The 22,519-nt window shown below is 37.0% G+C and carries 20 protein-coding genes; 17 read left to right on the plus strand and 3 right to left on the minus strand.

The window, feature by feature from the left end; genetic code table 11:
• The 9 genes from dnaA to rpsR all read left to right on the plus strand — a co-directional run.
• On the plus strand, window positions 1-1,335 hold a 1,335-nt coding region (gene dnaA / locus IGK21_RS00005; RefSeq protein WP_010720504.1), incomplete at its 5' end, for a chromosomal replication initiator protein DnaA.
• Between the two features lie 189 nt (window positions 1,336-1,524).
• Complete coding sequence (gene dnaN / locus IGK21_RS00010; RefSeq protein WP_010720503.1) at window positions 1,525-2,655, plus strand: DNA polymerase III subunit beta; 1,131 nt, start codon at window positions 1,525-1,527, stop codon at window positions 2,653-2,655.
• Between the two features lie 211 nt (window positions 2,656-2,866).
• A complete protein-coding gene (yaaA, locus tag IGK21_RS00015) occupies window positions 2,867-3,109 on the plus strand; it encodes a S4 domain-containing protein YaaA (protein ID WP_010720502.1) in 243 nt (80 codons plus the stop codon).
• On the plus strand, window positions 3,096-4,217 hold the full coding sequence (gene recF, locus IGK21_RS00020; protein ID WP_034697664.1) for a DNA replication/repair protein RecF: 1,122 nt from the start codon (window positions 3,096-3,098) through the stop codon (window positions 4,215-4,217). Before yaaA ends, recF begins: the two co-directional genes overlap by 14 nt.
• Window positions 4,218-6,164, plus strand: a complete 1,947-nt coding sequence (gene gyrB / locus IGK21_RS00025) for a DNA topoisomerase (ATP-hydrolyzing) subunit B (protein ID WP_010736776.1) — start codon at window positions 4,218-4,220, stop codon at window positions 6,162-6,164.
• 19 nt (window positions 6,165-6,183) lie between these two features.
• A complete protein-coding gene (gene gyrA, locus IGK21_RS00030) occupies window positions 6,184-8,682 on the plus strand; it encodes a DNA gyrase subunit A (RefSeq protein WP_181914738.1) in 2,499 nt (832 codons plus the stop codon).
• A 399-nt stretch (window positions 8,683-9,081) separates the two neighbouring features.
• A complete protein-coding gene (gene rpsF / locus IGK21_RS00035) occupies window positions 9,082-9,381 on the plus strand; it encodes a 30S ribosomal protein S6 (RefSeq protein ID WP_010720498.1) in 300 nt (99 codons plus the stop codon).
• Between the two features lie 51 nt (window positions 9,382-9,432).
• Window positions 9,433-9,945, plus strand: a complete 513-nt coding sequence (ssb, locus tag IGK21_RS00040) for a single-stranded DNA-binding protein (RefSeq protein ID WP_010720497.1) — start codon at window positions 9,433-9,435, stop codon at window positions 9,943-9,945.
• 25 nt (window positions 9,946-9,970) lie between these two features.
• Window positions 9,971-10,207: a 30S ribosomal protein S18 gene (gene rpsR, locus IGK21_RS00045; RefSeq protein ID WP_002288370.1), complete on the plus strand. Its 237-nt coding sequence runs from the start codon at window positions 9,971-9,973 to the stop codon at window positions 10,205-10,207.
• Window positions 10,208-10,356: 149 nt separating this feature from the next.
• On the opposite strand, the gene IGK21_RS00050 is transcribed toward rpsR, so the two are convergent.
• The gene (locus IGK21_RS00050) at window positions 10,357-10,764 is read right to left on the minus strand and encodes a hypothetical protein (RefSeq protein WP_010736777.1); all 408 of its coding nucleotides are present in this window, start codon (window positions 10,762-10,764) and stop codon (window positions 10,357-10,359) included.
• A gap of 238 nt (window positions 10,765-11,002) precedes the next feature.
• Here IGK21_RS00050 and IGK21_RS00055 point away from each other — a divergent pair, with 238 nt between their 5' ends.
• Window positions 11,003-12,976 (plus strand): DHH family phosphoesterase, encoded by a 1,974-nt coding sequence (locus IGK21_RS00055; RefSeq protein ID WP_063626389.1) that lies wholly within the window; start codon window positions 11,003-11,005, stop codon window positions 12,974-12,976.
• A gap of 5 nt (window positions 12,977-12,981) precedes the next feature.
• On the plus strand, window positions 12,982-13,434 hold the full coding sequence (rplI, locus tag IGK21_RS00060) for a 50S ribosomal protein L9 (RefSeq protein WP_010720494.1): 453 nt from the start codon (window positions 12,982-12,984) through the stop codon (window positions 13,432-13,434).
• Between the two features lie 393 nt (window positions 13,435-13,827).
• Here rplI and IGK21_RS00065 read toward each other — a convergent pair whose 3' ends face one another.
• Window positions 13,828-14,319, minus strand: coding sequence for a glycine zipper family protein (locus tag IGK21_RS00065; protein WP_053766579.1), 492 nt, complete (start codon window positions 14,317-14,319; stop codon window positions 13,828-13,830).
• Between the two features lie 638 nt (window positions 14,320-14,957).
• Here IGK21_RS00065 and dnaB point away from each other — a divergent pair.
• From dnaB to IGK21_RS00095, 6 genes are all read left to right on the plus strand, one after another.
• Window positions 14,958-16,325, plus strand: coding sequence for a replicative DNA helicase (gene dnaB / locus IGK21_RS00070; protein WP_010720492.1), 1,368 nt, complete (start codon window positions 14,958-14,960; stop codon window positions 16,323-16,325).
• 437 nt (window positions 16,326-16,762) lie between these two features.
• Entirely contained in the window at window positions 16,763-18,055 is a 1,293-nt protein-coding gene (locus IGK21_RS00075; protein WP_010720491.1) for an adenylosuccinate synthase, read from the plus strand.
• 336 nt (window positions 18,056-18,391) lie between these two features.
• Window positions 18,392-19,255 carry a DegV family protein gene (locus IGK21_RS00080; RefSeq protein ID WP_010736781.1) on the plus strand — a complete coding sequence of 288 codons (864 nt, stop codon included), beginning with the start codon at window positions 18,392-18,394 and terminating at the stop codon, window positions 19,253-19,255.
• A gap of 256 nt (window positions 19,256-19,511) precedes the next feature.
• Complete coding sequence (locus IGK21_RS00085; protein WP_191984885.1) at window positions 19,512-19,616, plus strand: putative holin-like toxin; 105 nt, start codon at window positions 19,512-19,514, stop codon at window positions 19,614-19,616.
• A gap of 349 nt (window positions 19,617-19,965) precedes the next feature.
• Complete coding sequence (locus IGK21_RS00090) at window positions 19,966-20,052, plus strand: putative holin-like toxin (RefSeq protein WP_223603319.1); 87 nt, start codon at window positions 19,966-19,968, stop codon at window positions 20,050-20,052.
• Between the two features lie 371 nt (window positions 20,053-20,423).
• Window positions 20,424-20,510, plus strand: a complete 87-nt coding sequence (locus tag IGK21_RS00095; protein WP_223603319.1) for a putative holin-like toxin — start codon at window positions 20,424-20,426, stop codon at window positions 20,508-20,510.
• Window positions 20,511-20,824: 314 nt separating this feature from the next.
• Here the strand turns inward: IGK21_RS00095 and IGK21_RS00100 are convergent, their stop codons facing one another.
• Window positions 20,825-22,447, minus strand: coding sequence for an ABC-F family ATP-binding cassette domain-containing protein (locus IGK21_RS00100; RefSeq protein ID WP_010720489.1), 1,623 nt, complete (start codon window positions 22,445-22,447; stop codon window positions 20,825-20,827).
• Window positions 22,448-22,519: the final 72 nt, after the last annotated feature.

Consider the following 22,519-nt stretch of genomic DNA (forward strand, 5'->3'; position numbering starts at 1 on the left):
ATGGTATCCCTCGATGCTTTATGGAACGAATTAAAAACAACTTATCAAAAGGATCTCTCACCTGCGAGCTATAATACTTGGATCGAAACCGCTCATCCACGTTCATTGGATCAGAGTCAATTAGTCGTCGAAGTACCAAGTAAAATTCATAAAGAATATTGGGAAAAGAATCTAACAACCAAAATTGTTGAAGTTGGTTACATGCTAACTGGAAAAGAGATCATTCCAAGGTTTGTAACTGGTGAAGAGGTGGAGCAAGAAGTCGTCGAAGAAATCAAAAGTCCTAAAATACCTGTTGCAAATCCAATAAAGAAGGCGATGTTGAACCCGAAATATACATTTGATACCTTCGTTATCGGTAAAGGAAACCAAATGGCTCATGCGGCAGCTTTAGTCGTTGCAGAAGACCCTGGTTCCATTTATAATCCTTTGTTCTTTTATGGTGGTGTCGGCCTCGGTAAAACCCATTTGATGCATGCTATCGGACATCAAATGTTGTTAAGCGAGCCTGATGCAAAGGTCAAATACGTTAGTAGTGAAACATTTGCCAATGACTTTATTAACTCGATCCAAAACAAAACTGCAGAGGAATTTCGCCAAGAATACCGAAACGTCGATCTTTTGTTGGTCGATGATATTCAATTCTTTGCTGAAAAAGAAGCAACACAGGAAGAATTTTTCCATACTTTCAATGCACTCTACAATGAAGGAAAACAAATTGTATTGACGAGTGATCGTTTACCAAATGAGATTCCAAAATTACAAGAACGTTTGGTTTCACGTTTTGCGTGGGGATTGTCAGTTGATATCACACCACCCGATTTAGAAACGAGAACTGCGATTTTACGTAAAAAAGCAGCAGCCGAACGTTTGGAAATACCCGATGATACCTTGAGTTACATTGCCGGACAAATTGATTCAAACATCCGTGAATTAGAAGGAGCACTCGTTCGCGTTCAAGCATTTGCTGCGATGAATAGTGAAGATATCTCAACTAGTTTAGCTGCAGATGCACTGAAAACACTAAAATCTGGTAAAGGTCATCCGCAATTATCTATCTTACAGATCCAAGAAGAAGTCGCGAAATATTATCATATTCAGTTAAAAGACCTAAAAGGAAAAAAACGTGTCAAATCAATCGTTGTACCGAGACAAATCGCTATGTACTTAGCAAGAGAGCTAACGGATAGCTCTTTACCAAAAATTGGTGCTGAATTTGGTGGGAAAGACCATACAACAGTGATTCATGCTCACGAAAAAATCCAGCAATTAATGGAATCAAGTGTCAGCATGCAAAATGAAGTATCCGAAATCAAAAATTTCTTATTAAATTAACTTTGAAAAACGAAAAAACGCTTTGTGGATAAAATCAAAAAAAGCCTAAAAGTTATACACAGATTTTCCACAGCTGTTTTTTCTTTTATTTCTTGCATTTTTTTAGTTTTCCACAGAATCAACAGTACCTAATACTTTTATTATTTATATATTAACTAATAATAAATAAACGCTTAAAGGAGACACAACATGAAAGTAACTTTAAATCGAGCAAGTTTTATGCAAGAATTGCAAACTGTTCAACGTGCTATTTCAAGTAAAACCACTATTCCAATCTTGACTGGGGTCAAAATTACTTTGACTCAAGAAGGATTAACGCTAACTGGGAGTAATGCAGATATTTCTATTGAAACTTTTTTATCTGTTGAAAATGAAAAAGCCCAAATGCAAATTGAATCAACTGGAGCAATTGTGTTACAAGCTCGTTTCTTTAGTGAAATTATCCGTCGCTTACCAGAAGACACCTTTACTCTTGAAGTCTTAGAGAATAAACAAGTAGCCATTACTTCAGGAAAAGCCAACTTCTTAGTCAATGGGTTAGATGCAGACAATTACCCTCATTTACCTGTCGTTGAAAGCCATAATCAAATGAAATTACCGGTACATGTCTTAACGAAATTGATCAATGAAACAGTATTCGCTGTCTCACAACATGAAAGTCGTCCAATTCTAACAGGGGTCCATTTTATTTTAGAAGGAAATTCTCTTTTGGCTGTCGCAACTGATTCCCATCGTCTAAGCCAACGAGTGATTCCAGTTGAACAAGCAGCTGATCATTTTGATATCGTGATTCCTGGTAAAAGTCTGACTGAATTATCTCGTTCATTGACAAATGAAGAAGAAATCGTTGAGATCAGTATCATGGAAAACCAAGTACTCTTTAAAACAGAAAACATGTATTTTTATTCCCGTCTGTTGGAAGGAAACTACCCCGATACGAATCGGTTGATTCCTTCAAGCTTCAACACAGAAGTAGAATTTTCTGTTCCAAGTTTCCTTGCAGCGATTGAACGTGCCTCATTACTTTCTCATGAAGGACGTAATAATATCGTTCGTTTATCTATCCAATCAGATGCGGTGATTCTATATGGAAACTCACCTGAAATCGGAAAAGTAGAAGAAAGTCTGAATTATGTGGCAAGTAGTGGGGATCCTTTGGATATTTCCTTTAACCCTGATTACATGAAAGCTGCGTTACGTGCGTTTGGTGATATGAGTATCAAAGTGAAATTTATTTCTTCTATTCGTCCGTTTACATTAGAACCAACAGAAGATGGTGTTCAATTTATCCAGTTAATCACACCAGTACGTACGAACTAATCTGTATATCATTTTGAAAAAGTAATGAAAAAAACAAAAAATAAACAAAAAGCCATAAAATCACTTTTAAGGCTTTTTGTTTATTTTTGTTTAAAACACCTTTTTTCGCTTAAATCGTCTTATATGGAAAAATATATGGATAAATTTGTTTTATTGCCTAAAAAAAGGTATAATAGAGTATACATTTATTAATGAAAATGAGGGATGAACATTGAAACAACAAGTCATTCTAAAAACAGAATTTATGACGTTGGGTCAAATGCTAAAAGAAGTCACAGTAATTAGCAGTGGTGGACAAGCAAAATGGTATTTAGCTGAAAACACTGTCTTGGTAGACGGCGAACCAGAGAATCGTCGTGGACGAAAACTTTATCCCGGCATGATGGTTGAAGTTCCAGAAGTGGGAACTTTTTTTATGGTAAAAAAAGGAATAAACGATAATGAGGCTGAATAAGCTGTATCTAAAAAATTATCGAAACTATCAGGAATTAAAGATTACGTTTACTAAAAACCTTGTCATTTTTTTAGGAGAAAATGCCCAAGGTAAGACGAATCTTTTGGAAAGTATTTATGTTTTGGCTATGACGAGAAGTCACCGTACCAGCAGTGAGCAAGAATTGATCGGATGGCAAGGCGAGCAAGCACTGATCCAGGGCGAAGTGACAAAAGGAACCTCTAAGATTCCTTTGGAGATCCTTCTTTCAAAAAAGGGACGCAAAACAAAGATCAATCATATCGAACAAAAAAAATTAAGTAGCTATGTTGGTCAATTAAATGTCATTTTATTTGCACCTGAAGACCTTTCATTAGTAAAGGGTAGTCCGCAGATCAGGCGAAAATTTCTTGATATGGAGTTAGGACAGATCAATCCGATCTATCTTTACGATTTGGTTCAATATCAAGGTATCCTAAAACAAAGAAATCAATATTTGAAACAACTGAATGAAAAAAAACAAACAGATTTACTTTATTTAGATATTTTATCTGAACAGTTAGCTGAATTTGGAAGTAAAGTATTGAAAGCACGTGCACAGTTTGTTCGACGACTGGAATTTTGGGCAAATACATTGCACCAACAAATCACCCATCAAAAAGAGCAATTAGAGATTGAATATGTCACCTCGTTTTCTTCTTTAAGTACACAAACACAAGAAGAGATCCAAACACAATTTTTAGAATTGTTGAATCAAAACAAAAAGAAAGATATGTTTCGCGGAACAACGACAATTGGACCACATCGTGATGATCTTTCTTTTTTCGTCAATCAAAAAAACGTGCAAACGTATGGTTCTCAAGGACAGCAGCGGACCACTGCTTTAAGTGTCAAGTTGGCTGAAATTGATTTGATCAAAGAAGAAACTGGGGAGTATCCAATTCTTTTACTTGATGATGTAATGAGTGAGCTAGATGATAATCGCCAACTACATTTACTAGAAACGATTGAAGGAAAGGTACAGACTTTCTTAACAACAACGACACTTGATCATGTAAAAAACAAAATGACTGTTGAACCAGAGATTTTTTATGTTCAGCAAGGGGAAATAAAAGGAGAAGAAGGCTAAATGACAGATGAAAAAAGTTTAGTAGAACGTGCAAAAGAATATGATGCCAGTCAGATCCAAGTTCTTGAAGGACTTGAAGCCGTTCGAAAACGTCCTGGTATGTATATCGGCTCCACAAGTTCGGAAGGATTACATCACTTGGTATGGGAAATCGTTGATAACTCTATCGATGAAGTCCTAGCAGGATTTGCGACGAAAATCCAAGTAATAATTGAAAAAGATAACAGTATTACTGTCATCGATGATGGCCGAGGTATCCCCGTTGATATCCAAGCCAAAACTGGTCGTCCAGCGGTAGAAACGGTGTTTACGGTACTCCATGCTGGTGGGAAATTCGGCGGAGGCGGTTATAAAGTATCTGGTGGTCTTCACGGGGTAGGTTCTTCGGTTGTAAATGCGCTCTCCACTCAGCTTGATGTAAAAGTCTACAAAGATGGAAATGTGTACTATCAGGAATATCGTCGTGGTGCTGTTGTCGATGATCTGAAGATTATTGAACAAACCGATCGAAACGGGACAACTGTTCATTTTATACCAGATCCAGAAATCTTTACGGAAACAACAGTTTTTGATTTTAATAAGCTAGCGACCCGTATCCGCGAATTAGCATTCTTGAACCGGGGAATGAAGATCTCGATTGAAGATAAGAGAGAAGAATCTCCAGTAGTAAAAGAGTACCATTATGACGGTGGGATCAAGAGCTATGTGGAATATTTGAATGCAAATAAAACGGTCATTTTTCCAGAGCCAGTTTATTTAGAAGGAGAACAACAAGACATCACGGTAGAAGTTTCCATGCAATATACCGATGGTTACCACTCCAACATCATGAGTTTTGCAAATAATATCCATACTTATGAAGGTGGTACGCATGAATCTGGCTTCAAGACAGCGTTGACACGTGTGATCAATGACTATGCACGTAAACAAAAATTGATGAAAGAAAATGATGATAACTTAACTGGTGAAGATGTGCGGGAAGGACTGACCGCAGTAATTTCGATCAAACACCCAGATCCACAATTTGAAGGGCAAACCAAAACAAAATTAGGTAATTCTGAAGTTCGGACAGTAACAGATCGTCTGTTTAGCGAGCATTTCATGAAATTCTTGTTAGAAAATCCAAGTGTTGGACGACAAATCATTGAAAAAGGATTGTTGGCTTCTAAAGCACGTCTAGCAGCGAAACGTGCCCGTGAAGTAACCAGAAGAAAAGGCGCATTAGAAATCAGTAATTTGCCTGGTAAACTGGCGGATTGCTCAAGTAATGATCCAGAAAAATGCGAATTGTTCATCGTCGAAGGAGATTCTGCCGGCGGTTCAGCAAAACAAGGGCGAAATCGTGAATTTCAAGCAATTTTACCGATTCGTGGGAAAATCTTAAATGTTGAAAAAGCAAGTATGGATAAAATTCTAGCCAATGAAGAAATCCGCTCTTTATTTACCGCTATGGGAACAGGATTCGGTGAAGACTTCGATGTTTCCAAAGCTCGTTACCACAAATTAGTGATTATGACGGATGCCGATGTCGATGGTGCCCATATTCGAACATTGCTCTTAACCTTGTTTTATCGTTATATGCGCCCAATTGTTGAAGCGGGATATGTTTATATTGCACAACCGCCGCTATACGGGGTAAAACAAGGGAAAAAAATCACGTATGTACAACCCGGTAAAAACGCTGAAGAAGATTTGAAACAAGTAGTTGCTTCTCTACCAGCTACACCAAAACCAAGTGTTCAACGATACAAAGGGTTAGGTGAAATGGATGACCATCAACTATGGGAAACAACGATGGACCCTAGCAATCGTATGATGGCTCGTGTTAGTGTGGATGATGCTATCGCAGCTGATCAAATTTTTGAAATGTTAATGGGTGATCGAGTGGAACCTCGTCGTGCATTCATTGAAGAAAATGCCCATTATGTGAAAAACTTAGATATTTAGTCATGAAGGAGGAAAAAAGATGAGTGAAGAAATCAGAGAGAACATCCATGATGTCAATCTAACTAGCGAAATGAAAGACTCCTTCATCGATTATGCGATGAGTGTTATTGTTGCTCGTGCACTACCGGATGTTCGAGATGGGTTAAAACCTGTTCATCGCCGTATTTTATACGGGATGAACGAATTGGGTGTGACCCCAGATAAAGCCCATAAAAAATCTGCCAGAATCGTTGGGGATGTTATGGGTAAGTATCACCCCCATGGAGACAGTGCTATTTATGAATCCATGGTACGGATGGCACAACCATTTAGTTATCGGTACATGCTAGTGGATGGACATGGTAACTTTGGTTCTGTCGATGGTGATGGAGCAGCTGCGATGCGGTACACCGAAGCACGTATGAGTAAAATTGCCACGGAGATGCTACGGGATATCAATAAAAATACTGTAGATTTCCAAAGTAACTATGACGATACAGAAAGGGAACCAGTCGTACTTCCAGCACGCTTTCCTAATCTGCTAGTTAACGGAACAACAGGGATCGCAGTTGGTATGGCGACGAATATTCCCCCTCATAATTTATCTGAGGTAGTAGCAGCGATCGATCTATTGATGGAAAATCCAGAAGTAACAACCAATGAATTGATGGAAGTTTTACCTGGTCCCGATTTTCCAACCGGTGGTCTCGTAATGGGTAAATCAGGTATTCGCCGTGCTTACGAAACGGGGAAAGGGTCAATAACTGTTCGAGCAAAAGTAGAAATCACGGAGATGCCTAATGGCAAAGAACGAATTATCGTAACGGAACTTCCTTATATGGTCAATAAAGCAAAATTGATCGAACGAATCTCTGAATTACACCGTGATAAACGGATTGAAGGAATTACGGATTTGCGTGATGAGTCTTCTCGTGAAGGAATGCGGATCGTTATCGATATCCGCCGTGATGCAAGTGCTTCGGTTATTTTAAATAACCTGTATAAGTTGACTTCATTACAAAATTCATTTGGTTTCAATATGCTGGCCATTGAAAAAGGCGTTCCTAAAGTACTGAGTCTTAAACAAATACTTGAAAACTATGTAGAGCATCAGCGTGAAGTGATCACTCGCCGAACGATTTTTGAAAAAGAAAAGGCAGAAGCACGAGCTCACATTTTAGAAGGTTTACGGATCGCATTGGACCATATTGATGAAATCATTGCAATTATCCGTGGGTCTAAATCTGACGATGAAGCAAAAACAACGATGATTGATCGTTTTGAATTATCTGATCGACAAGCGCAAGCGATCTTAGATATGCGTTTACGTCGTCTAACTGGTTTAGAACGTGAGAAAATCGAAAATGAATACCAAGAATTATTACGATTGATCGAAGATTTAACGGATATTCTTGCTCGTCCAGAACGTGTGACCGAAATCATCAAAACAGAGTTAGCAGAATTAAACCAACGTTTTGGTGACAAACGTCGTACAGAATTACTAGTGGGTGAAGTTTTAAGTCTTGAAGATGAAGACTTGATCGAAGAAGAAGAAATCGTTATTACACTCACGAACAATGGGTATATCAAACGTTTAGCGAACAATGAATTTAGAGCACAACGTCGTGGTGGACGTGGTGTACAAGGAATGGGCGTGCATAACGATGACTTCGTCAAAAACCTTGTCTCTTGTTCGACACATGACACCTTGCTGTTCTTTACCAATAACGGGAAAGTCTATCGTGCCAAAGGATATGAAATTCCAGAATATGGTCGAACTGCGAAAGGAATCCCGATCATTAACTTGTTAGGGATCGATTCAAGTGAAAAAATTCAAGCAATTATTGCAGTCACCGGTGAAGCTCAAGAAGGACATTACCTCTTCTTCACTACTCGTCAAGGAACGGTGAAACGGACCACCGTAACTGCTTTTGCGAATATCCGCAGTAATGGATTGATTGCGATTGGCTTAAAAGAAGACGATGAATTAGTCAACGTGTTGTTAACAGATGGTCAATCAAACATTATCATTGGTACACATGATGGTTATTCGGTAACGTTTGCGGAAGGAGCTGTTCGGGATATGGGACGGACAGCGTCAGGAGTTCGAGGTATTCGTTTAAGAGAAGACGATTATGTGATTGGTGCTGCCTTGATGAATGAAAATCATGAAGTCTTGATCATTACTGAAAAAGGCTATGGTAAACGAACGAAAGTGAAAGAGTATCCAGTGAAAGGTCGCGGCGGTAAAGGGATCAAAACAGCCAATATCACTGAAAAAAATGGTCCATTAGCTGGACTAGCCACGATTGTTGGAACAGAAGATATCATGCTGATCACAGATAAAGGCGTTATTATTCGTTTCAATGTCTCAACTGTTTCTCAAACTGGACGTGCTACACTTGGCGTACGTTTGATCAAAATGGAAGCTGATACGAAGGTTGTGACAATGGCGGCCGTCGAGCCAGAAAGCACAGAAGAAACTGAGACACCAACAGAGAACGTGGAAAATACCACAATAGATAAAACAGAAGAATAGTCAAAAAACAGGGCTTGTCTCAGCGATGGGAAGCTTGTAAAAATAAGCCACAACCTCCGATACACAATGATTGTCGGAGGTTGTGGCTTATTATTGTTTTATGTTTATGGATTCTTTTGCAACATAAAAAAGAATCCACCTACGAATAGCTCTTGTAGTTTTTATACTTTGTTATTGTAGGAGATCGTGTTTTTCAAGAGATTCAAAAAGAGAACTTTCGGCAGTCATTTAGTAAAGCATTTTATTAAAAACTTCTTTCTACACTATTTTCCCTTCAGCTTATTGCTTTTTTCACTCTATACGTGTATAATTAAAGATTGTGAGTAGTCTAATTTATTAGAAAACTCTCCTTGCTCTTGGGAATCTAAGAGCCGAAAGTCCATAGGGAGGTGAAAATCAATGGAAAATACGAAATATGAAATCATGTACATTATTCGTCCAAACATTGATGAAGAAGCAAAAACTGCTTTAATCGAACGTTTCGATGCAATCTTGAAAGATAACGGAGCTGAAGTTATCGAATCTAAAGATTGGGAAAAACGCCGTTTAGCGTATGAAATGAACGGTTACCGTGAAGGTATCTATCACATCGTTAAAGTGTCTTCTCCATCATCAGCAACTGCTGTCAATGAATTTGACCGTCTTGCTAAAATCAACGACGATATCATTCGTCACATGATCGTGAAAGAAGAAGCATAATTTATTGTTTCATGTGGAACAATAGAACAACGATGAGAGGAGATGAATCTTTTGATTAATAATGTTGTACTAGTTGGACGTCTAACTAAAGATCCGGATTTACGATATACATCAAGTGGCACTGCAGTAGCAACGTTTACTTTAGCTGTTAATCGTAATTTTACTAGCCAAAACGGCAATCGTGAGGCTGACTTTATTAATTGTGTGATTTGGCGTAAATCAGCAGAGACATTAGCAAACTATGCTCGTAAGGGGACTCTTTTAGGAGTTACTGGACGTATCCAAACTCGTTCTTATGATAATCAGCAAGGACAACGTGTATACGTAACAGAAGTAGTTGCTGAAAACTTCCAATTATTGGAAAGTCGTGCTGCATCTGAAAATCGTCAACAAACTGGCGGTTACCAAAGCTCTGGTCAATCGACAAATGATTTTGGCGGAAGTAATAACTATAATCAAACATCTCAATCATCCAACGGTATGCCTGATTTTGATCGTGACAATTCTGATCCATTTGGTTCAAGTTCAACGATCGACATTTCAGACGATGATTTACCATTCTAAACGAATTTGATAGGAGGGAAATAGAATGGCACAACAAAGAAGAGGCGGACGTAAACGTCGTAAAGTAGACTATATTGCTGCTAACCATATTGAATATATCGATTATAAAGATATTGAATTACTAAAAAGATTTATCTCAGAACGTGGAAAAATCTTGCCACGTCGTGTAACAGGTACAGGCGCTAAAAACCAACGTAAAATTACTGTTGCTATCAAACGCGCACGTATCATGGGCTTACTACCTTTCGTAAGTGAAGATTAATTGAAATAATGAAACGAGGAAATGGTTTTACTACCGTTCCCTCGTTTTTTACTTTTTGAGAATGAATGTTTAGATGTTTTATTATCAAAAAAAAAAGAGTGTCATCTATACTTAGAAGAATCATAGAGAAAAGCATCCACGATTTTCGTTTAGGATTGGGGATAAAGAATACTATCTTTAAAAATTCCATCTCCCCAAATCTGACTTTCCGACAAGCTGCTCTCAATCAACTCGATCGGTTGCTGATTGACTAGGATCATCGCACAACGGTAGCCAGCGAAAGGTTGATAAAGAGGCATGATGATTTCTTGTCCTTTCAATGCTAGCTCAATGTTATCGACTGTAAAAGCAACATGAGCTTCTTTTTGAATGATTGGATCAAGACGACAATCGGGACCAAAGGCATGGAGTTCGATTGGCATAGATAAAGAATTTTTCACATCCAGTGAGTACATATCGAATAAAGGACTATACTTTGTTTCTGGATGATCTTTGATTTCTTCCAGATCGATTGGTTTACCGATATGATGGAAGCTTAATTTGTTCATTTTATTCATATAATGCTCCTTTGCCTTTTATAAATTGCTCATTTGAACATTCAAAGTAGTAATAATTTGCTTTATTTCGGTTTGAGGTTAGATGATAACTGTCATTTCAAGGTTGAAAACAAGTTATTCTACCATTTTTTTTAATACAGTGAAAAGTATTTTCAGTTAAATAATCAAGCATTTGTTTAGTCGCTTGAATACGGGAAGTTATGGTAAAATTAAACTAATCAACTATGGGAGGAAGAAGATGGAAAAAGAAAAAGAAAACTTAACCCCTAGACCTCTCTTCATTTTTTTATTTCTATTGCTTGAAGTACTGGTTGTATTATTTATGCCATTTCGTTTTGTTAGCGCTTTGGTTGTGCTTTTGATGAACCTTTTTGGCTTACGTTATTGGTTGAAATTAAAACGATGGCTAATGATAAAAAATCGTGAAAAAATCCAACAAGCCTCAACGGTGGCTGAGAACAATCTTGCTTATGTCTCCGAAGTGATGCCAGTAGGAGTGATTGCGTACCAACCAACAAGCCAAAAAATTGAATGGTTGAACCCACTCGCCTTAAAAATCAAAGATCAAAGCAGCTTAACAGAAGAAGAACTATTAGATGCTTTCTTTACGGCAAAAGAGAAAAAGAAAAAACAAGTATATTTAGCAGATCGAACCTTTCAATTTGAAATGGATACAGTAAAAGGAGTCGTTTATTTCAACGATATCACCCAAAATCAATTGTTGAAGCTCCACCAAACCAACAGTCAGCCAGTGATTGGTATCTTATCAATTGATAATTATGCAGATGCTATCGATAAGTTAGATGACAAAGAAATCTCTTATCTCAATTCGTTTGTGACTACAATGGTGTCTGATTGGATGAACGAATACCATGTCTTTTTTAAGCGGATCACTGCAGAACGCTTTTTCTTTGTCGCACAAATGATTGATTTGAAAAAAATGATGGACAAAAAATTTGATCTGTTGGATCGTTTACGTGCAGAAGCAGAGCGACAAAATTTGCCAATTACTCTAAGTATGGGGATTGCTTACGGTCAAGATTCGTTAGATGAAATTGGGGGAGAAGCCCAAAATAATTTGGATATTGCTCTAGTTCGAGGTGGCGACCAAGTTGTCGTGAAAGAACTACGTGAGGGAGCAAAACCTGTTTACTATGGAGGAAAATCAGCTAAGTCAGTCAAACGAACCCGTGTACGTTCACGAGCGATGAGTACTGCACTTCGTAAGATTTTTACTGAAACTGGCGATGTATTTATCATGGGGCATAAATTCCCCGATATGGATGCCATTGGTTCAGCATTTGGGGTAAGTTGCTTAGCTCGTTTCAATCAAAAAAAAGCGTATATCGTACTTGATGAAAACGAGATTATTCCAGACGTAGAACGATGTTTAGAGGAAATTCATAAACACCCTGAACTAGAAGCACAGCTGATTTCGCCCAAAAAAGCGATGGAGCTTAAAAAAGAAGAAGACCTGCTAGTTATGGTAGATTACCACAAACCCTCGCTATCGATCTCTCAGAGCCTATATGAGCAATTTGATAAGATCGTTATTATTGATCATCATCGACGTGGGGAGGAGTTCCCAAGTAAGCCGCTGTTGACGTATATCGAATCTTCTGCTTCTTCTGCTTCAGAGTTAGTGACAGAACTAATTCAGTATCAAAGCAATCGCACGAATCGCTTAGATCGTTTTGAAGCGACGTTGTTATTGGCAGGCATGACTGTTGATACGAACAGTTTTAATGTACGCACAACGGCACGAACTTTTGATGTAGCAAGTTATTTAAGGTCTTGTAGTGCGGATGCTTCCCTAGTACAATATTTATTGAGTTCAGATTTAGCAACCTATTTGGAAATCAGTCATTTGATTGCACAGAGCGAATATGTAACTTCAGATATTGTCGTAGCAGCTGGGACAGATGAAAAGGAATATAATAGTGTGATCGCTGCGAAAACGGCAGACACCCTCTTATCAATGATCAATATCAATGGGGCTTTTGTCATCACGAAACGAACGGACGGGCTAGTCGGGATCAGTGCTCGTAGTTCGGGCACGATCAATGTTCAAGTGATCATGGAGTCTCTTGGCGGCGGCGGTCATTTCACCAATGCAGCGACCCAATTGGAAGGTGTCACAGTAGAAGAAACCAAACAGCGTTTACTTGCTGCAATCAAAGAAAATAGGAATCAATTATATGATAAGGAGTAATGGATATGAAAGTCATTTTCTTACAAGATGTAAAAGGTAAAGGAAAAAAAGGTGATGTTAAAGAAGTACCGAATGGTTACGCACAAAATTTCTTATTAAAAAATAATCTGGCAAAAGAAGCAAATAAAAGTAGTATTAGCCAATTAGCTGGACAAAAAAAGGCACAAGAAAAACAAGAAGCTGAAATTTTAGAAGAAGCAAAAGAACTAAAAGGATTTTTAGAAAAAGAAGAAACGGTTGTCGAACTGAAAGCCAAAGCTGGTGAAGATGGACGTTTATTCGGTTCAATCCCTTCAAAACAAATTGCTGAAGGATTGAACAAGCAATACAAAGTAAAACTAGATAAACGAAAAATCGAATTGAATAATCCAATCCGTACGTTAGGTTACACGAACGTACCAGTCAAATTGCATCATGAAGTGACTGCAACGATCAAAGTGCATGTGGTAGCAGAATAGCTACCTCACCAATCATTTCTGTTAGCAGTCTCTTCAGGTTCTGTAATAGGACTTGTTGAGAAATGATCGCAGAGATTGAGAGTTCTTTTCAAAAAGAAAATCAGCCGGATTTTGATGAATCATGTCAAAATCCGGCTGATTTTCTTCATTTAATGGTAAAGATATTTGATAGGATGGTATAGAAAGCATACTTTCTTTTCGATTGATTTTAGCTACTTTATTCTTACAAGATTATGTGCTTTTTAATACCCTAGATCAAAAAAGTGGGACATTAACCAGATTTTTTTGTTCATGCCCTAGACTCTTTAAGCTTAGATTATTTTTTCTTGCGATATTTCAAAAATAGTAATATCATCACAAGGATTGTTGAATAAATTAATAAAGTTCCCAGTCTCATATACTACACTGCGTTTGTGACGTTAAACTGCAAATCGGAAATTCTGCTGTTAAAGTCATCCGCACTCCTCCATTTGATCTATTTTTACTAATCATTGTTTTTACATCACTTTGACCTTGATCGCAACGTTTGGCTAATACTGCAGCACCAATAATTGTCCCAACTACAGCTCCAATCACACCACCAATTACAGCACCATAACCCGCACCATTTACTGCTAAACCAACAGAACAAAAACCTAAATAGTCTCTTAAATTAGCTAATCCTGTCTTACTAGTGGCATAATCGTTGATACCACCATTAACAAATTTTTCTGACCACCCGGTAGTATCGTAAAGTCCTCGTGCGAACGTATTGTCACCATAAGCATAGTGGACTTCAGCGCCATCATATTTTAAGATAAGAGACTGGATCAAAGCTTTTGTTTCTGCTGAGTCGGGCTGATTCATTAACTGTTGTTTGATCTCTGGACGATTCACTTCTTGCACAAAATTTTTGTATAATTCATTGGATTCGACAATCGTGACTTTATCTAGTTGAAAATGGTTTTCAGCTGGTACACTAGCGGTTTTCTCAGCTGCATCAACGATTTGTGTTACTCATGGTACTACAGATCCAAATAAAGACAGACAAGACAATAAAATAGCAACGAGTTTCATTTTTTTCGTAACACATTTCCTCCTAAAATTTTTTGTGCGGACTAGAAAACGTTTTCTGTAATGAATTCTAGCACAATCAATAGTATATAGTATTAAATAATCATAAGTGATCTATTTTTTGTCAAAAATGAAAAAATAGGAAAAAATAAAAAAAGTTTCCTTTTTTTTCTTTTTCGATTATGACAAAACCTATTGAACATATAGCTAGTTTGGTACTAGCGTAAAGGATTACTTGACTGATATACTTTTTATAGTTGTTAACTTTATCAAGGGGTCTTCGTTCTCAAAGTTTTTGCTAGTTTAAGATTTTGATGAATCTACATATGTATTTTTTGTACTTATTCTTGGTATTGACTGTCTCTTTTATTGATTTCGAAAGATAAGCAACCATTACACTCACTTTTTTAAAGTGACTTTTTTACGATTTTCTTGTAAAATAAAGCAATTGAAGACAAGGAGCGATATGTATGAATGAAGTGTGGCAGGATCGAATTCCACCGCAAAATATTGAAGCTGAACAAGCGGTTTTAGGATCGGTTTTTTTAGATGCTGAAACGATCATTGATGCCATGGAGTACATAGAACCGAAAGACTTTTATCGTCGGGGACATCAAATCATTTTTGAAACAATGATCGAATTAAATGACCGTAATGAAGCAATAGATGTAGTGACTGTAAAAGATCGGTTGGAGCAAGCGAACTTATTAGAAGATGCTGGTGGGTTAAGCTACCTTTCAGATTTAGCGTTAGCAGTACCTACTGCAGCAAATATCGTCTACTATGCGAAAATCGTTGAAGAAAAATCATTGCTTCGCACACTGATCCAAACAGCTACTGGGATCGTGACAAAAGGGTTTGAACAAGGGGAAGAAGTCCAATCGATTCTGGATGATGCCGAGCGCAGTATTTTAGAAGTATCCGAAAAAAGAAACCGCAGTGGCTTTCTATCTATTGCAGAAGTCTTGAACTCAACCATTGAAAATATTGACCAACTGGCCCAAAATAATGAAGAAATCACAGGATTACCGACTGGATATCAAGGACTTGATAAAATGACAGCAGGTTTTCAACCTGAGGAATTGATCATCCTAGCAGCTCGGCCTGCGGTAGGGAAAACAGCTTTCGCATTAAATATAGCTCAAAATGTCGGGACAAAAACCGATCGTTCAGTTGCTATTTTTAGTTTGGAAATGGGGGCTGAGTCACTTGTTAATCGGATGCTTTGTGCGGAAGGGTCGATCGAAGCAAGCCATTTGCGTACCGGTCAACTTTCTGAAGAAGAGTGGTCCAATTTGATTGTTGCAATGGGTAGTTTGTCACGGGCAAATATCTTTATTGATGATACTCCAGGAATAAAAATTTCTGAGATTCGTGCCAAATGCAGAAAATTAGCGCAGGAAAAAGGAAATCTTGGATTGATCTTGATCGACTACTTGCAATTGATTGAAGGAAACGGGAGAGAAAATCGTCAACAAGAAGTATCTGATATTTCACGTCAATTAAAAAAGCTAGCCAAAGAATTAAAAGTACCAGTTATTGCGTTGTCCCAGCTTTCCCGTGGAGTAGAACAACGTCAAGATAAACGTCCTGTATTAAGTGATATCCGTGAATCGGGTTCCATTGAGCAAGATGCTGATATCGTAGCCTTCTTATATCGAGATGATTACTATGAAAGAGAAGGTGGCGAAGACAATGAGGATAACGAACCAAAAAACGACAATGTCATTGAAGTCATCATCGAAAAAAACCGTAGTGGTGCCCGTGGTACAGTAGAATTACTGTTTATCAAAGAATACAACAAATTTTCGTCGTTATCCCCGAGAGAAGAATATTGATTATAATATTGACTATAAAAAAGCACCTCCAAATTATCTCGTTAATTTGGAGGTGCTTTTTTAGCTATCGATCATTCCAACTGTTCTTTATCAAAAGAAAACGCAGCAGAATCATATTTGGGAAATAATAGTATAGTAAATTAGGAAGCAGTCTACCCTAGTAATCATTATTTCTAATAAGCAAAGGTGTTTAGATTACGATTCTGTCAGTGGCAACGAGTAATAAACCCTAAAAAACTATCTTATTTGCTTTGTACTAAAGGAACTTTCTTCTCTGAATAGTTTGGTTTACACTAGTTTCTATTTAAAATTTATCATCGTTCGTTTTTCAAGCGTTTTTATAAAATAAATAAAAGAATCATTCGATTTTAGTTGAATAAGTAATGAGTTATTGTTACAATAATTCAGGATTAAATAAAATAAAACGAGGTGTTCAAATGTCATCTGTAGTAGTGGTAGGTACACAATGGGGCGACGAAGGGAAAGGAAAAATTACTGACTTTCTTAGTGAAAATGCTGAAGTGATCGCACGGTACCAAGGTGGCGATAATGCAGGACACACGATCAAATTCAACGGTGTTACTTATAAACTGCATTTGATTCCTTCGGGGATTTTTTATAAAGATAAAATCAGTGTGATCGGGAATGGTGTGGTAGTCAATCCTAAATCATTAGTCAAAGAGTTAGCTTATTTACATGAAAAAGGTGTAACTACTGATAACTTACGTATTTCTGACCGAGCACATGTTATTTTGCCTTATCACATCAAGTTGGATCAATTACAAGAAGATGCAAAAGGTGAAAATAAAATCGGTACAACAATCAAAGGGATCGGACCAGCATACATGGACAAAGCAGCTCGTGTAGGGATCCGCATCGCTGACTTACTAGACAAAGAAATTTTTGAAGAACGCTTACGTTTAAACTTAGAAGATAAAAACCGTCAATTTGTAAAAATGTTTGATTCTGAGCCAATTGATTTTGACTCGATATTTGAAGAATATTATGAATATGGTCAACAAATCAAACAGTATGTTACTGATACATCTGTCATTTTAAATGATGCCCTAGATGCAGGAAAACGAGTATTATTTGAAGGCGCACAAGGGGTTATGCTGGATATCGACCAAGGAACCTATCCATTTGTTACTTCTTCAAACCCAGTCGCAGGTGGCGTAACGATCGGTAGTGGCGTAGGTCCATCTAAAATCAATAAAGTTGTTGGTGTATGTAAAGCTTATACTTCTCGTGTAGGAGATGGTCCATTCCCAACTGAATTGTTTGATGAGACGGGACAACAAATTCGTGAAGTTGGTCGCGAATACGGAACGACTACAGGTCGTCCACGACGTGTGGGATGGTTTGATTCAGTTGTGATGCGTCACTCAAAACGTGTTTCAGGAATTACTAATCTATCCCTTAATTCAATTGATGTCTTAAGTGGACTTGATACAGTAAAAATTTGTACAGCTTATGAGCTAGATGGAGAATTGATTTATCATTATCCAGCAAGTTTGAAAGAATTGAAACGTTGTAAACCTGTTTATGAAGAACTTCCAGGTTGGTCTGAAGATATTACAGCATGCAAAACACTTGCTGAATTACCAGAAAATGCACGTAACTATGTCAGACGTATTTCTGAACTCGTAGGTGTGCGTATTTCAACATTTTCTGTTGGACCTGATAGAACACAAACAAATATCTTAGAAAGCGTCTGGGCACAAATTTAAGCCATTCAGCTAAGTTCGTTGAGACAGGACATTCTTGTTCCTTAAGAATGAACGAAATAGCAGAAGTATAGGTAAGAATGCTCATGCGGTAAAGAAAGAAAACGTCGAAACTGCGAAATTTGTTTTTAACATTTTTGTAGATTTTGGCGTTTTTTTTCAATAAGTAATCAAAGTTGGTTTAGAGGTGAGCGTTGTTCTTCTTTTTAATCATCCATTAAAATTTTACGAAGACAATGGTTTTCCTTTTTACAAACATAGTTAACGTTATTTTCCATGCAAGAGATTTGCTATAATAGGAGTTAAGGGTAAAATGAAAAGTTGAAGGAGTTGAAGGGTGTGTATCAAATCGTAACCGATTCATGTTGTGATCTGCCTTATCAAGTGCTACAAGCAGCCAAGGTTGATTATTTATCAATGAAGATCCAGTTAGATGAAGAAGAATTAGTAGATGATCTGGGAAAAACGTTTAATTATGATCATTATATGGAACAATTAAGAAATGGGGCTACCCCAACGACCTCACAAATCAATGTGGGTCAATACTTAGAATTTTTCCGTCCTTATGTTGAACAAAATATTCCTATCCTTTATGTTGCTTTTTCCAGTGCTTTAAGTGGATCCTATAGTAGTGCGTTACAAGCAGTAGAATTATTAAAAGAAGAATATCCAGATCCACAAGTAAAGGTCTTTGATACAAAAGCCGCAAGCGTTGGGGAAGGGTTATTAGTATTGGAAGCTGTTCGATTGAAAAACGAGGGGAAAACATTAGAAGAGAACTTAGAATGGTTAGAAAACAATTACTTAAAAGTACATTCTTGGGTAACCGTTGATGATCTCAAACACCTTGAACGTGGGGGGCGTATCTCTAAAACTAGTGCTACACTAGGTAGTATTCTAAACGTGAAGCCAATTATCACAGTCGATCAGGAAGGACGTTTGACGAATATCAGCAAAGTACGAGGACGAAATAAATCGATACAAAAAATTGTTGAAGAAACTGTTAAAACCATTGTCGCTCCATTAGAACAAACTGTTTATATTGCTTATGCTGGCGATTTAGAAAGTGCTGAAAAAACAAAACAATTACTTGAAGAGAATATTAAGATGAAAGAAGTTAAGTTATATCCACTTGGCCCTACCATCGCAAGCCATACAGGATATGGATGTATTGCCATATTCTCAATGGGAATCACTCGATAGAAAATGAGTAGTCGTTGTAGAAGAAACGCACCAAAAAAAGAACCATTCAGAAGAAAAAGAATATTCTTCGAGTGGTTCTTTTTTAGAATATAAAATAACTGATTTCTATTAAGTTAAATCTTTTGTCGATAGTAAGTACTTCCTAAATTTGCTATAATAAAGCCAGTAATTCGTGGAGTGTAAAAGATGGTAGTTAATCTCTTGAACAAGGGGTGATGCTTATGGTTAAAAGCTTTGTCCCTGGAAAGGAATAAAGTTGTCAGTATATGAAGCAATACAACTCATGCTCGCATTTGCGACATTTGTGCTGTTGTTAATTGACAAAAAAGACCAAAAAAATAACCATCTAAATCACTTTTAGCAGAGTTTTTAGATGGTTATCACATTAAAAACAAAGCTACCGTCTTTTTAACGGCGCGAATTACTGATGAAGGGGTTGTTAGAGCAATCCCTTTTTCACTATCCATTATAGCTTATCAATTGGAAAAAAGTAAAGCGGTTGATTAAAAAAATGAAGGCACACGAATCAAATACATGTCAGGTAAAAAATAACATTATTATTTAAAAATAAAGTTAATGAGGATAGTAAGTTTGTACTAAATTTGCTACAATAAAACCAGTAATTCGTGGAGTGTAAAAGATGGTAGCTAATCTCTTGAACAAGGGGTGATGCTTATGGTTAAGAGCTTTGTCCCTGGAAAGGAATAAAGTTGTCAGTATATGAAGCAATACAACTCATGCTCGCATTTGCGACATTTGTGCTGTTGCTAATTGACAAAAAAGACCAAAAAAAATAACCATCTAAATCACTTTTGGCAGAGTTTTTAGATGGTATATATACCCAAAAAATAAAGCTACCGTCTTTTTAACGGCACGAATTACTGATGAAGGGGTTGTTAGAGCAATCCCTTTTTCACTATCCATTATAGCTTATCAATTGGAAAAAAGTAAAGCTGTTGATTAAAAAAAATGAAGGCACACGAATCAAATACATGTCAGGTAAAAAATAACATTATTATTTAAAAATAAAGTTAATGAGGATAGCAAGTTTTCGATAAGTTTGCTACAATAAAACCAGTAATTCGTGGAGTGTAAAAGATGGTAGCTAATCTCTTAGATAAGGGGTGATGCTTATGGTTAAGAGCTTTGTCCCTAGAAAGGAATAAAGTTGTCAGTATATGAAGCAATACAACTCATGCTCGCATTTGCGACATTTGTGTTGTTGTTAATTGACAAAAAAGACCAAAAAAAATAACCATCTAAATCACTTTTAGCAGAAGTTTTAGATGGTCACCATTCTAAAAAGGCTACCGTCTTTTTAACGGCACGAGTTACTGATGAAGGGATTGTTTGCGCAATCCCTTTTTCATTTTCTATTATAGCTTACACATCAGAAAAAATAAAGCGGTTGATTAAGCGAAATAAGAAAAAATGATGAATATAGAAAGTAAATGGAAGGTGTCTTGGTAGTTGTGAAAGACAGTGTTTATCGTAGAAGAAAAGGACATCTCACCGACTGATGAGATGCCCCCGATAGGCTATTTTCTTAACTCTACAATGATTGTTGTCTTATTTCCAAAGCTCATCCAATTGTTTTTGGATATCTTTATTTTCTAAAAATTCATCATAGGTTGTATCTGCTCGATCGATAACGCCTTTATCAGAAACGGCAATGATACGATTAGCCAACGTTTGGATAAATTGATGGTCATGTGAAGCGAAAAGGATAGAGCCAGTAAAGGCCATCAAGCCATCGTTTAGTGCTGTAATCGATTCTAGGTCTAAATGGTTTGTAGGATCATCTAAAACTAGGACATTTGCTTTAGAAAGCATCATTTTAGAAAGCATGCAACGCACTTTTTCACCACCAGAAAGGACATTGACAGGTTTTAATACTTCTTCCCCAGAAAATAGCATGCGTCCTAAAAAGCTTCGTAAGAACGTATTATCGTCTTCTTCTTTACTTGCATACTGACGTAACCAATCTAAGATCGTCAATTCATTATCAAATTCTTTCGTTGTATCTTTTGGTAGATAAGAATTGCTCGTTGTTACGCCCCATCTTACAGTTCCAGTATCAGGAGTGATCTCACCCATGATTACTTTAAACAAAGTTGTAGTTGTAATATCATTTTCAGCAACAAACGCAACTTTATCTTCTTTGCTTAAATTAAATGATATATCATTTAATATTTTCTTACCGTCGATCGTTACACTCACATTTTCGACCTGTAAAAGATCATTACCGATTTCACGTTCTGGTTTAAATCCAACGAATGGATAACGACGTGAAGAAGGTTGAATATCGTCAAGAGTAATTTTTTCTAACATTTTCTTACGAGAAGTTGCCTGTTTAGATTTTGAAGCATTCGCACTAAAACGAGCAATAAATTCTTGTAGTTCTTTGATTTGTTCCTCTTTTTTGGCATTGGCATTTGCTTGTAATTTTGCAGCAAGTTGACTTGATTCTAGCCAAAAATCATAGTTACCAACGTATAATTTGATTTTTCCAAAATCTAAATCTGCCATATGGGTACATACTTTATTTAAGAAATGACGGTCATGAGAAACAACGATAACCGTATTTTCAAATTCAATTAAAAATTCTTCTAACCAGTTGATGGATTGGATATCTAATCCATTCGTAGGCTCATCAAGGAGTAACACATCCGGTTTACCAAACAATGTTTGAGCTAAAAGTACTTTGACTTTTTGACCACCAGTAAGTTCACTCATCAATTGATGGTGCAATTCTTCTGGAATATTCAGTCCTTGTAGTAAAACAGCAGCTTCAGGTTCAGCTTCCCAACCATTTAATTCAGCAAACTCACCTTCTAATTCAGCTGCTCGGATACCATCTTCATCAGTGAAATCTTCCTTCATATAGATAGCGTCTTTTTCTTTCATAACTTCGTATAAACGTTTATGTCCCATAATAACTGTTTCTAAAACTGTATATTCTTCATAGTCATAATGGTTTTGTTTCAATACAGCCATTCGCTCATCTGGTCCCATGGAAACGGTCCCCGTAGAAGGTTGTAAGTCTCCTGATAATACTTTAAGGAACGTTGATTTACCTGCACCATTTGCACCTATTAAGCCATAGCAATTTCCTGGAGTAAATTTAATATTAACATCATCAAATAGTTTGCGGTCTGAAAAGTGCAAACTTACATCATTTACAGTAATCAATTTTTTTCCTCACTTTATCTTTATAATATTTAACGAGCCTCCTAGAATTATATAGGGGAAAAGAGAAAGTTT

Origin of the sequence: Enterococcus sp. DIV1421a (assembly GCF_051711025.1) — a bacterium.
In the GTDB taxonomy this organism is placed as follows: domain Bacteria; phylum Bacillota; class Bacilli; order Lactobacillales; family Enterococcaceae; genus Enterococcus_B; species Enterococcus_B hirae.

Excerpts from the sequence above, each read along its gene's own strand:
- dnaN (WP_010720503.1), top strand. The coding sequence starts at position 1,525 with ATGAAAGTAACTTTAAATCGAGCAAGTTTTATGCAAGAATTGCAAACT.
- recF (WP_034697664.1), top strand. The coding sequence starts at position 3,096 with ATGAGGCTGAATAAGCTGTATCTAAAAAATTATCGAAACTATCAGGAA.
- gyrB (WP_010736776.1), top strand. The coding sequence starts at position 4,218 with ATGACAGATGAAAAAAGTTTAGTAGAACGTGCAAAAGAATATGATGCC.
- gyrA (WP_181914738.1), top strand. The coding sequence starts at position 6,184 with ATGAGTGAAGAAATCAGAGAGAACATCCATGATGTCAATCTAACTAGC.
- rpsF (WP_010720498.1), top strand. The coding sequence starts at position 9,082 with ATGGAAAATACGAAATATGAAATCATGTACATTATTCGTCCAAACATT.
- rpsR (WP_002288370.1), top strand. The coding sequence starts at position 9,971 with ATGGCACAACAAAGAAGAGGCGGACGTAAACGTCGTAAAGTAGACTAT.
- IGK21_RS00050 (WP_010736777.1), bottom strand. The coding sequence starts at position 10,764 with ATGAATAAAATGAACAAATTAAGCTTCCATCATATCGGTAAACCAATC.
- IGK21_RS00055 (WP_063626389.1), top strand. The coding sequence starts at position 11,003 with ATGGAAAAAGAAAAAGAAAACTTAACCCCTAGACCTCTCTTCATTTTT.
- rplI (WP_010720494.1), top strand. The coding sequence starts at position 12,982 with ATGAAAGTCATTTTCTTACAAGATGTAAAAGGTAAAGGAAAAAAAGGT.
- dnaB (WP_010720492.1), top strand. The coding sequence starts at position 14,958 with ATGAATGAAGTGTGGCAGGATCGAATTCCACCGCAAAATATTGAAGCT.
- IGK21_RS00075 (WP_010720491.1), top strand. The coding sequence starts at position 16,763 with ATGTCATCTGTAGTAGTGGTAGGTACACAATGGGGCGACGAAGGGAAA.